The sequence below is a fragment of the Pseudoalteromonas sp. T1lg76 genome (genome assembly GCF_002964725.1).
Taxonomy (GTDB): Bacteria; Pseudomonadota; Gammaproteobacteria; order Enterobacterales; family Alteromonadaceae; genus Pseudoalteromonas.
Genome location: NZ_PQCE01000047.1, coordinates 1 through 12,033, shown reverse-complemented (window position 1 = coordinate 12,033; position 12,033 = coordinate 1). Strand labels below are relative to the sequence as shown.

At 49.4% G+C, this 12,033-nt stretch carries 6 protein-coding genes and 1 tRNA gene; 6 read left to right on the top strand and 1 reads right to left on the bottom strand.

Annotated features, from left to right (window positions below):
• Window positions 1–9 precede the first annotated feature (9 nt).
• The 6 genes from C2M35_RS14700 to C2M35_RS14675 all read left to right on the top strand — a co-directional run bounded on the left by C2M35_RS14700 (window position 10) and on the right by C2M35_RS14675 (window position 8,939).
• Window positions 10–86 (top strand) — tRNA-Met (locus C2M35_RS14700).
• A 619-nt stretch (window positions 87–705) separates the two neighbouring features.
• Window positions 706–2,793, top strand: coding sequence for an elongation factor G (gene fusA / locus C2M35_RS14695; RefSeq protein WP_105265668.1), 2,088 nt, complete (start codon window positions 706–708; stop codon window positions 2,791–2,793).
• A gap of 255 nt (window positions 2,794–3,048) precedes the next feature.
• A complete protein-coding gene (locus C2M35_RS14690) occupies window positions 3,049–4,638 on the top strand; it encodes an alkaline phosphatase (RefSeq protein WP_105265667.1) in 1,590 nt (529 codons plus the stop codon).
• A gap of 12 nt (window positions 4,639–4,650) precedes the next feature.
• Complete coding sequence (locus tag C2M35_RS14685; RefSeq protein ID WP_105265666.1) at window positions 4,651–6,438, top strand: alkaline phosphatase; 1,788 nt, start codon at window positions 4,651–4,653, stop codon at window positions 6,436–6,438.
• A 210-nt stretch (window positions 6,439–6,648) separates the two neighbouring features.
• Complete coding sequence (locus C2M35_RS14680) at window positions 6,649–7,386, top strand: hypothetical protein (RefSeq protein ID WP_105265665.1); 738 nt, start codon at window positions 6,649–6,651, stop codon at window positions 7,384–7,386.
• A 1,070-nt stretch (window positions 7,387–8,456) separates the two neighbouring features.
• Entirely contained in the window at window positions 8,457–8,939 is a 483-nt protein-coding gene (locus C2M35_RS14675) for a hypothetical protein (protein ID WP_105265664.1), read from the top strand.
• Between the two features lie 169 nt (window positions 8,940–9,108).
• Here C2M35_RS14675 and C2M35_RS14670 read toward each other — a convergent pair whose 3' ends face one another.
• The gene (locus C2M35_RS14670; protein ID WP_105265663.1) at window positions 9,109–11,745 is read right to left on the bottom strand and encodes an ExeM/NucH family extracellular endonuclease; all 2,637 of its coding nucleotides are present in this window, start codon (window positions 11,743–11,745) and stop codon (window positions 9,109–9,111) included.
• Window positions 11,746–12,033 lie beyond the last annotated feature (288 nt).

The following is a 12,033-nucleotide window of genomic DNA, read 5'->3' as shown; positions in this document are numbered from 1 at the left end:
GTCTACTGGCGCGGGATGGAGCAGCCTGGTAGCTCGTCGGGCTCATAACCCGAAGGTCGTCGGTTCAAATCCGGCTCCCGCAACCAATTCCTTGGTAGATTTTCTTATTTTTCTCCCTTGAATCTATAATTATCGACCTCCGGTCGTCAGTTCGCTTTCAACGTTCACAGCACCCGAAACCAACTCTTAGTGTTTTCTCACTTAAAGTTTTCAAATTTATTATTGTTCGACCTACGGTCGCCACCACGGCGTGTCGCGTTCAAATCCGGCTCCCGCAACCAATTCCTTGGTAGATTTTCTTATTAATCTCCCTTTAAATTTATAGTTATCGACCTCTGGTCGTCGGTTCACCTTCAATATTCACAGCTCCCACAAGCACTTTTCTTGTAAACTTTCTCTGATTTCTCACTAGGTCATCCAGGATCGCCACCACTGCGTATCGCCTTCATATCTAGATCTCGCTAATATCAGCTTGAAATACCACTTCTACCTCGCTTTTCGCGTTCCTAAAATACTGGCCGTACCAAGTTTCGATCTCATTTTTTATCATGGTGCGGCAGCGGACGACATTTTCAGCATCCGCGAAGACCCGCTCGCTTAGTTTTTCTAAATTTGATTGCATTTTAAGCGGTTTCTATGATGATGTTCGCCACGAGAGGTGATATACTCCCGCCGAATAATTTTTCGACCAATCAGAGTATAGAAATGGCAGATTTATCCAAATACAGAAACATTGGTATTTTCGCGCACGTTGATGCGGGTAAAACTACCACCACTGAGCGTATTCTTAAGCTTACCGGTAAGATCCACAAAACCGGTGAAGTACATGACGGTGAGTCAACTACCGACTTCATGGAGCAGGAAGCAGAGCGTGGTATCACAATCCAGTCAGCAGCCGTAACATGTGAGTGGAAAGGTCACCGCCTAAACGTAATCGACACTCCTGGACACGTTGACTTCACAGTTGAAGTATACCGTTCACTTAAAGTACTAGACGGTGGTATCGGTGTATTCTGTGGTTCTGGTGGTGTTGAGCCGCAATCAGAAACCAACTGGCGTTATGCGAACGAATCAGAAGTTGCACGTGTTATCTTCGTAAACAAACTAGACCGTATGGGTGCCGATTTCTATCGCGTAGTTGGTCAAGTAGAAAAAGTACTTGGCGCTAACCCACTAGTTATGACACTTCCAATTGGTATCGAAGACCAATTCTGTGGTGTTGTTGACGTACTTGAGAAAAAAGCATACGTTTGGGACGAGACAGGTCTTCCTGAAAACTACGAAGTACAAGACGTTCCTGCAGACATGGTAGACAAAGTTGAAGAATACCATGAAATGCTAATCGAAACTGCGGTTGAGCAAGACGACGAGCTAATGGAAGCCTACATGGAAGGTGAAATGCCTTCTATCGAGCAGATCAAAGCATGTATCCGTAAAGGTACTCGTGATCTAGCCTTCTTCCCGACTTTCTGTGGTTCTGCGTTCAAGAACAAAGGTATGCAACTAGTACTAGACGCTGTTGTAGATTACCTACCAGCTCCTACAGAAGTTGATCCACAGCCGCTAACTGATCCTGAAACTGGTGAGCCTACTGGTGAAGTAGCAACTGTTTCTGCAGATGAGCCACTAAAAGCGCTTGCGTTCAAAATCATGGACGACCGTTTCGGTGCACTTACCTTTATCCGTATTTACTCAGGCCGCATGAAGAAGGGTGACACCATCCTTAACTCTGCTACGGGTAAAACTGAGCGTATCGGCCGTATGGTTGAGATGCAAGCGGACGAGCGTACTGAACTTACCGAAGCTCAAGCCGGTGACATCATCGCTGTTGTAGGTATGAAGAACGTTCAAACTGGTCACACTCTTTGTGATCCTAAGCACGAATGTACGCTTGAAGCTATGATCTTCCCTGATCCAGTAATCTCAATCGCTGTTGCTCCTAAGGACAAAGGCGGTAACGAGAAGATGGGTGTTGCTATCGGTAAAATGGTTGCAGAAGATCCTTCTTTCCAAGTTGAGACCGACGAAGATTCAGGTGAAACCATCCTTAAAGGTATGGGTGAGCTACACCTAGATATCAAAGTTGATATCCTTAAGCGTACTTACGGCGTAGACCTAATCGTTGGTCAGCCTCAGGTTGCTTACCGTGAAACTATCACGCAGCAAGTTGAAGACAGCTACACGCACAAGAAACAGTCTGGTGGTTCTGGTCAGTTCGGTAAGATCGACTACCGCATCAAGCCAGGTGAGCAAAACTCAGGCTTCACTTTCACTTCATCAGTTGTTGGTGGTAACGTTCCTAAGGAATTCTGGCCAGCAGTTGAGAAAGGTTTCGCGTCAATGATGCAGGAAGGTGTACTTGCAGGCTTCCCAGTACTAGACGTTGAAGTTGAGCTATTCGACGGTGGTTTCCACGCAGTTGACTCATCAGCCATCGCGTTCGAAATCGCTGCTAAAGGCGCATTCCGTCAGTCTATCCCTAAAGCGGGCCCTCAGCTTCTTGAGCCAATCATGAAAGTTGACGTGTTCACTCCGGAAGACAACGTGGGTGACGTAATCGGTGACCTTAACCGTCGTCGTGGTATGATCAAAGACCAAGAAGCAGGCGCTATGGGCGTTCGCATCAAGGGTGAAGTACCACTATCTGAGATGTTCGGTTACATCGGCCACCTACGTACTATTACTTCAGGTCGTGGTCAGTTCTCTATGGAGTTCTCACACTACTCACCTTGTCCAAGCAACGTAGCGGACGAAGTAATTGCAGCTGAAAAAGCGAAAAAAGCTGCTAAGTAATTAGCCGCCTTTTTTACAGAAAAACCCAAGTCCTAGACTTGGGTTTTTTTATGCCTAAAATCTCGCCAGCCGACGGCCTTACTGACTTCTCTCTGTCATATTCTCGTCATCTTAGGGTCAACAAACAGTTATTTTTTAGCAACATTCCTTCACTAGAGTATGGGCTGCAGCAAGGAAATCCCTTGCTTTGAAGCATCAGCGCGACAGAGGCGTACCTCTACCCTGCGCTATTTAACCAATACTCGGGAACCAATCATGAAAGTGACAAAGTTAGCCCTTGCTACATCAGTGGCTCTGGCCCTATCAAGCCAGGCTTTTGCATCTGTTTTGCCAGAAGCACAAGCCAATAGCCAGTGGTATCAAGCCGACCAAGACAAGCTGAACACTAAGCTACAGCAGGCCACTGCAGAGAAAAAAACTAAAGCTAAAAACGTGATCCTTTTTGTCGGTGACGGCATGGGCATTTCGACCCTGACCGCAGCACGTATTCTACAGGGCCAAGACAATAATAAGCTCGGCGAAGAAGGTTACCTTAGCTTCGAGCAATTCCCGTATTCGGCGCAAGTGAAAACCTATAATGTCGATGCCCAGACTCCAGATTCGGCGGGTACCATGACAGCCATGGTTTCGGGTGTAAAAACCGATGCCGGTGTTATCGGTGTTGACGAAGATGTTGAGCGCGGTAACTGCGCATCGGTTGCTGGCAATGAGCTGGTAACGGCGCTGGAACTGGCCGAGATCCGTGGTTTAAGCACCGGGGTTGTCTCAACTGCACGTATCACCCACGCAACGCCAGCGGCAACCTATGCCAAGTCGGCCGACCGTAACTGGGAAGATGTTTCAGACATGCCAGAAGAAGCGGTTGCCGCAGGTTGTCAGGATATCGCCGCACAGCTGGTTAACTTTGAAAAGAATTTAGAAGCACGCTACCTGGGCACAGATGTCGATGGTATCGAAGTCGTGATGGGCGGTGGTCGTCGCCACTTCTTGCCTAAAGACGAAGCTTTTAACAGTGACGATGCCCTTAGCACGGTTGAAGGCGACCGCACCGATGGTCTTGATTTAACGGCGCAATGGCAAGAGCAATACGAAAACGGTGTGTATGTTTGGGATCGTGCCGGTTTTGAAGCCCTTAGCGATAATGCCGAGCGTGTGTTTGCGCTGTTTAATGAATCGCATATGCAGTATGAGCAAGACCGCGAAAACGATATTGCCGGTGAGCCTTCGCTTTCTGAGATGACGGCTAAAGCCATCGATATCCTTGATAACAACGACAAGGGCTTCTTCCTGACCGTAGAATCGGGTCGTATCGACCACGCCCACCATGCCGGTAATGCTTACAACGCTCTGTATGACACCATTGAACTGGCCAAAGCGGTACAGCATGCGGTTGAAAATACCAACCCGGAAGAAACCCTTATCCTGGTTACTGCCGACCACAGCCATGTATTTACCATTGCCGGTTATCCGAAGCGTGGTAACCCTATCCTGGGTCAGGTTGTGGCCGTAGGCAGCGAGAAGCCAACTTTGGCCGCCGATGGTAAGCCTTACACTACCTTGGGTTACGCCAATGGTCTGGGCTTCCGTGACCTGGGCGTTGAAACCGATGCCGACGCCAGCTACAACGATGCGCCTATGGCGGGCCGCCAAGATATCACAGGTATGGACACATCGACTCCTGGCTTCCACCAGGAAGCAACTATTCCATTAAGCTCCGAAACTCATGCCGGTGAAGATATTTCTCTGCATGCCACGGGCCCAGGCGCACACTTGGCGCAGGGAGTTGTTGAGCAAAGCGTGGTTTTCCACATTATCGACTCGGCGCTTGAGTTAACCAAGCAATAAGGAATTAATAAAATGAAAAAGTTAAGTTTTCTTTCTCTAGCAGTGCTGGCTGCATTAGCTGGTTGCTCGGATGATGATGCGCCAAAGACCCTAAGCCTGGACAGCGCTATCCCGGTTGGTGACAGCCAGTGTATCAATGGCGGTGTTTTGACTCAGGTTGGTGCCGACGACAATGGTAACGGCCAGCTAGAGCAAGGCGAAGTAGATGGTAGTAAAACCGTTTGTAATGACGTTAAAACCTCACTGGATGCATCTGAGCTGGCAAGCTTAACCAGCAACCCTTGGTTTACTGATGCGCAGCAAAAGGTGGGTCAGGCTCAGGAGCGTAGCGAAGCGTTAGCAACGACTACGGGCAAGGCCAAAAACGTGATCCTGTTTGTTGGTGATGGCATGGGTGTTTCTACCGTGACTGCGGCGCGTATTCTTGCTGGTCAGCTAGAAGACAAGGCCGGTGAAGAACACCAGCTTAGTTTTGAAGCCATGCCTTACTCTGGTTTCTCAAAAACTTATAACGTCGATGCACAAACACCGGACTCAGCCGGTACCATGACGGCCATGGCCTCGGGCGTAAAAACCGATGCCGGCGTGATCGGTGTGGCCGAAGCGGTAGAGCGCGGCAGCTGTGCTTCTGTTTATGGTAACGAGCTGGTAACGGCATTAGAGCTGGCGGAAATTGCCGGTAAGTCTACCGGTATTATCTCAACGGCACGTATTACCCATGCGACTCCGGCGGCAACCTATGCTAAGTCGGCAGACCGTAACTGGGAAGATGTATCTGATATGCCGGCCGCAGCTGTGGCTGAGGGCTGTCAGGATATCGCCATGCAGCTGGTTAACTTCGAGGAAAACCTGGAAAAACGTTTCGCAGTAGATGTGGACGGTATCGAGGTAGTTATGGGTGGCGGTCGTCGTCACTTCCTGCCTAAAGACCCTGCATTTAACAGTGCCGATGCGCTTAGCAGCACAGAGGGTGATCGTACCGATGGTATCGATTTAACGGCTAAATGGCAGCAAGCCTATCCAAGCGGCACTTATGTGATGGATCAGGCTGGCTTCGATAAGATTGACCCGGCGAGCACAGAGCGCGTATTCGGTTTATTCAACGAATCACATATGCAGTACGAGCAAGACCGTGCCAATGACGTAGCCGGTGAGCCGTCGCTGGCCGAGATGACCACTAAGGCCATCGACGTACTTGATAATAACAATGAAGGCTTCTTCCTGACTGTTGAAGCGGGTCGTATCGACCATGCTCACCATGCCGGTAATGCTTATAACGCCTTGTATGATACCGTGGCCTTTGCCGATGCGGTACAAGCGGCTATCGACAATACCAACAGCGAAGAAACCCTGATTATCGTTACCGCTGACCACAGCCACGTATTTACCATTGCCGGTTATCCTAAGCGTGGTAACCCAATTCTGGGTAAGGTTGTCGGTGTAGGCAGCGATAAGCCAACTCTGGCTGCCGATAACATGCCTTACACTACCTTGGGTTACACCAATGGTAACGGCTTTAAAGACTTGGGCGCAGAAACCGATGCCGACGCCAGCTATAACGGTGAAATCGTTACCGGTCGTGTTGACCTTAGCGGTATCGATACTGCATCTCCAGGTTTCCACCAGGAAGCCCTGGTACCTATGAGCTCAGAAACGCACGCCGGTGAGGACGTGGGTGTTTATGCTCAAGGCCCTGGCGCGCACTTGGTAACAGGTACCAATGAGCAAAGTTACATCTTCCACGTGATGAACTATGCCGCGGATCTGGTAGAGAAAGCCGAAGCCAAGTTAGCTAAGTAATAAGCCATGGGCCGAGCCGATGCTCGGCCCTGCTTATACCAATTCACTTAAATAGCTAATCATTCTAGCGGGCTAAATATCGTGCTAACTGCGTTAGAATTTTTCTATGTAGAATAACTACATAAGAAAAACTCCGCCTTGTTATCACATCATTTATCCAGCGCTATATTTGCTCACATACCCAACAGAATTGGTATTGAAGGAATAAAAATGAAGTATTTTCCCCTCGCGGCACTGTGTTGTGCCCTAACGGGTGTTGCCAACGCAGCCCCTGCCGAACAATGTGATGCCAATGCCGACGTGCTTAAAGCCAGCTATCAGCAACAACAGGGCAAGCAGGACGGCAAAGACTTTAACCTGTGGCGTTTGCGTCAGGAAGTTGCCCATCAGGCGATGGCTCAGGGCCTTGTTGAAAAATGGCAACATTTAAGCGCAGGTCAGCTACGTCCAATACGCTATTTTGAGCAATACCAAAGAGGTATTGAGTACCAGCCCGGCGAGCTTAAAAGTCAGGGTCAAAAAGTTGAGTGGGCCCAAAAATATCAGTTAGTAAGCAATGCCTTACTGGAGCAACCGCTGCGCTCTGAGGGGCAGGGCTGCGAACGTGAAGAATTCTATGAGCATGGCAATAAACAGCAAAAGCTGGCCATTACCTGGCTGCCCGAGCTTAAGCTGGTAAAAAACATGACCCTAAGCCAGCAGGACGATCAAGGTCAGTGGCAGCAAGTAAACAGCTTAAAGCTACAGGGTTATGAGCTTAACCCACAAGCGGTTGAGCGCCAGTTCGCACTTTGGGATAGCTACCAGAGCACCGACTATGCGGATGTTGGCGACAACGAGCAAGACCCTTTCCTGGCGAAAATGATTAACCAAGGCTTTATCGAGCATGGTGCCTCGGGCTTTTACAGCAGTGATGGTCAGGCGCTAAAGGGTGGTCATCATCATTAGTTTTTGTCGGGCCGCCGACAAAGGCGGTCTTGTACTGCGCTGACTATCGCGGTCTTGTAGGTCGGTGCTTTGCGCCGACATCAGTGGTTATTTGATAGATATGGTCAGGTCACCGACAACGTTGTAGGTCAGGGTTCACCCTGACAATAAAGCGCTGCAGGAGCTCACTGCCGATACGGCCGACAATTGACAACCTTGCAAGGCTAAAGCCTCGCCTACAGGTAATCGCAGGTATTGTCAGGTAGGTCGGTGCTTTGCGCCGACAAAGGGAGTTACTGATAGATTTTGTCGTGTTGGGTGAGCGCGTTAAGAAAATAGTCCGGTGAACTATTTTTAGCAAGCGAACGCCTTGAGCCAGCGAAAGGCCGGGGACGGCAATCAAGCTTCATGAATGAATTTCTTGCACAGAGGTTAGTTCATGTCGCGTTGGCGACGACAACCAAAGAGGGAGTGATTCGACTCCCTCTTTGGAAACTCCCCGAACCCGTAATTCGCTAATGCTTCCGAACTCAGGTTTTTGTTAAGCGTTCCGCTTAGCTTTCAACACGGTTTAACGAGTCGTCCTGACTCGGTAAACCTAACTACGCAGTCCCCCTCCTCGCAGAGCTCGTCACCTTCAAGCGGCGCGAGTGAAACTGTTCACTCGCTTGTTTCCGCTTTCAGCCTATCTCGTTGTTTCAAGCACACTCCACAACAAAAGCCGATTTCTCCAGCGCGAATCAAAACGGGGAAGGGCGATCCCTGTGAGTGCAGTTTAGAATTCAAAGGCAGTGCTCTTTGGTCTCGTTATGTAATGTAATAAAACGGCTCGACTATCTAGGATAAAGCAATAACTATATGAAAATAGGGCACATAATAAATTACATAACGAGCCTTAGATGGCTCGATTAAGTGATGGCTCGGTTTAAATTGCACACCTGTTATTGTTTGCAATCAAAATGGCTGGTAACTTTTTGGTATTATTAAATAAAATTTTAGTTAGCGTGAAAAACCTAGGTTGTGGATAACTTCCTTAACCGGGAATTCGCACTAATACACTGTTAACAGTCTCAATCGAGGAGATCATAGTAATGAGTGAGATTAGATATCCATACAAGCCCAAACTATTTGTAGCTATCCTTTGTATTTTGTTTTTTGGCATTTTTTCCTATTTTACGGGTCAGGTTGCCAGTGAAAACGATAGGGGCCTGATCTTAAACCGGGTAATTGAATTCTCAACAACAGGTGCCTCTATTTTTTACTGGGCCATCACCGGGCTCTTTGGTGTTCTTTCGATTTTGGGCGCTGTACTCCTATTTAAAGGTGTTACATCTAAGAATGAGTTAGTCCTTACTGATGAATATATTCAGGCCCCTAAAAGCGGAATTAGCAATAAAATAGTTACCGTGAAATATGAAAATATAGAAAATATTACAGAGCAGAAAGTCCAAAAAAATCTATTTTTAAATATTTTTCATGATGGCGGTAAACTTACACTTGTATCAAGTGTATTGCCCAAGAAAGAAGATTTTGAGTATGTTAAAAGCCATATAGTAAGTCGTATAAACTGTTAACAATTCAATCAAGCCGACGCCTGCCGGCGCGGCTCATTGAGGCGTTAATTCAAAGCAGACAGCTATTAAACTTACAACAAGCGCCACGGCAGGCTTTTTTATTAAGCATCCTCAACAAAAAGGGCAGATACGATATCTGCCCTTTTTAGTACTAATTACACTAAAGCGATTAGTACTTGGTGGCGCGGTAACGCAGGGTTACTTCACCATAAGGCTGGTTGCCCTGAACCCGTACCTTCCATTTGCCCGCAGTCGGGTTAGTGAACTGGCAAAGCTCCTCTGGGCCGCTGTTGCGCGAGGCGCAATCGGCATGTTTCTTCGTGCCGCGGCGTTGCTTGCTGACAAAGAGATCGGCTTCACCCCAGCCGCCTACCAGCTCGATATCCAGATAATCGAAATCCATGGGTAGCTCTATGGTGAAGTTTTTCGGTTGGAATGAGCCGCTGATGGCGGTGAATTCGCCGCTTAACTCTTCGCTTGGCTTTGGCTCTGCCTTAATGGCGACAATCACAGGGTCGTGATCCGAAGCGCGATACGCATGGTCAGCGTACCAGCTGGCTTGTTGCTCTTGTGTTTTAAACTCCAGATTGTAATCAAGCACGCGCGGTTCATCGGCATTGATATGCCAATCCGTTGCCGCGACCACCTTGGCCATCAGACTGGGTGATGCGAGGGCATGATCCAGACTACCCATGCGGCCTTGGAAGTTATAGGAGTAGCTCAGGTTATCACCGTCAAGCGTCGGTAGCACGTTAGCAAAACCGGCGTCAGCAAAGGCTTGCATCGGCTCTTCCATGGCGTAGGCATTAATATCACCTACCAGTATGATGTCCTCGTCTTCAACACCGGTCGGGTGATTAGCAAGCCAGCTGGCAAATTCATTGGCGCCGGCAACTCGGGTGGCGTTAAAGCAGGCCTGGCCGTCATTTTGATCTGCATCCAGACCTTGAGCGTTGCCACAGCCGCCTTTTGACTTAAGATGCGCAACGGCAACGGTCAGCACCTCATCGGTGGCAATATCTTTAAATGTTTGCGCTATGGCGGCGCGGTTGCCATAGGCAAATGCACCCTGGTTGTTAATGGCGGCAAGGCCATTTTCCTCTACCTTGTCCTTGCGATAAATCAGCGCCGTGGTGATGGCATCGCTACCGACTTGGTCGACACCAAAATCGACAAAGGCATATTCGCCCTCGCTGCTGGCCGCATTCAGGGCGTTAACCAAAGAGCTCAGGGCACTGAAGTCACCAAAGCCATCGTTTTCGATTTCCATCAGGCCGATAATATCCGCGTTCATGGCGGTGATGGCGCTGACCAGTTTCTGCTCCTGGCGAATAAATTCTTCCAGGCTGTCGGCACCGCGAGCGGTGGGGAAGCCACCTTGCTGACCATCGCCATTGAAGTAGTTTAAGACGTTAAAGCTGGCTACCTTGATATCGCCCTCGGCCAAAAGCTGAGGTGCGTCCGTGCGTGGATTGGCGGCAACAAACTGAGGTGCCGTGCTTGGGTGCAGACGGTAACGATCAAAACCATATCCCAGTACCCCGGTCAGGCCGCTGACCGTGTCGCCCAGGCGCAGCGTGTTATAGGCATCAAGTCCTGGCGCCGGGTAGGCTATGTGAGCTGGGTTTTGACGGGTTGAGCCATCATCAAGCAGTAATTGCTTTAACAGGTTATCGGCTTCTACCGCATTGGCGGCAGCGCCGGGCAGGGCAACCTGAGTGCCTTGATACAAACGCTCGCTGGCCAGGCCCACTTCGCCGTAGCGCGCCAGGTTGTAGTTATCGACCACATACATAGGCTGGGCAAGAGTCACCAACATGCCTTCATAGGCTTCTAGGTCGTTTACATCCGCTACCGGCAGGGTCAATGGGGTTGCGCTCACCGCGGCGGTGCCACAATCGACCAGGGCGGTTACATCTTTAAGCTGGGTAGCGCCATAGTATTCGGCTACCGTGGCGATTAGGCGCACTCGCTCACCGACATTCACGTCATTATTCCTGTGATATACGAAGATACCTTCCGAGGTACTTGGGTCGTTATCGCTTTGCAGTGAAGATAAGAAGAAGCCACTCAGCTCATTGCTGTTTTGGAAGTCGGCACTGACCACGGCCTCAACCACCACCTGCTCACCAGCCATGGGGCTGACCGCACCATTACCCTGAATGCTGTGGATGGCCGTGGCGGTATCGGCACAGGTGAGGCTGAAATCCGGCTCTGGTTCAGGCTCTGGCTCAACCGGCGGGTTAGTGCCCAGATACTGACCGAGATCGCTAAAGTTATCATTGCCGGCGCCGCTAAAATAAGCGCTTGGATCATAAGGTGAGGTGATATCCGTGCGTGCCGGTGTGCCATCGATGCGGCGTAAGGTATTGTTTTGTGTTGTACTTGTGCCAGCACCCCAGCTTGAGCCTGGGTCCATACCCACCTGACCCATGCTGTCGATAACCTCGCCTTGCTTGCTCAGTACTATGGCATCATCACCGTTAAACCAGCCGCTGTCATTGGTTAAAGAAGCGGTTGCAAGTATCTCTGCCGCCGCCAGACTATGAGCGGCAACATACACGCCTTGCGGCGCTAAGGTGCCCGTCAGCGGTAGGGTTAAGCCGGCGCTGCTGCTGCCGTTAAAATAAAAGGCTAACTGGTACTGGCTTAAATCGATTTCGCTGTCGGTCGGGTTGTAAAGCTCGATGGCCTTGTTATTGCTGCTGCCTTCAACGTATTCGGAGATAAAAATATCCGCTTGTGCCGAGAGCGACACAAAGGCGCTGGCAACCGCCAGTGCTATCGGTGTAAAGGTGTTTTTCATGGTATGAATCCCGTGTCTCTAGTTAGATTAACCCTTAAAGGGGTACATAGTTTACGGGGGAGAGGTTACACTTAGGTGTCAATAATTTAACCTAATTGTGATGATTTTAGGGTCTGTTGACCTTTGTTGTTTGTTTCTGCAGCAGTTTGTAGCGGATTTATACAAGGCGGCACATGTGTGGTGTAGTTATTCTACATGAACATGTAACAACACAGTAGAAATGCGCTACAAGCGCTGCCCTACGGGTTCATCTAAACGCATCCTGCTCTGTGTTACTCGCTATGAACA

Bases quoted from the DNA above. Each gene is read 5' to 3' on its own strand.
- C2M35_RS14670 (WP_105265663.1), bottom strand. From the start codon at position 11,745: ATGAAAAACACCTTTACACCGATAGCACTGGCGGTTGCCAGCGCCTTT.
- C2M35_RS14675 (WP_105265664.1), top strand. From the start codon at position 8,457: ATGAGTGAGATTAGATATCCATACAAGCCCAAACTATTTGTAGCTATC.
- C2M35_RS14685 (WP_105265666.1), top strand. From the start codon at position 4,651: ATGAAAAAGTTAAGTTTTCTTTCTCTAGCAGTGCTGGCTGCATTAGCT.
- fusA (WP_105265668.1), top strand. From the start codon at position 706: ATGGCAGATTTATCCAAATACAGAAACATTGGTATTTTCGCGCACGTT.
- C2M35_RS14690 (WP_105265667.1), top strand. From the start codon at position 3,049: ATGAAAGTGACAAAGTTAGCCCTTGCTACATCAGTGGCTCTGGCCCTA.
- C2M35_RS14680 (WP_105265665.1), top strand. From the start codon at position 6,649: ATGAAGTATTTTCCCCTCGCGGCACTGTGTTGTGCCCTAACGGGTGTT.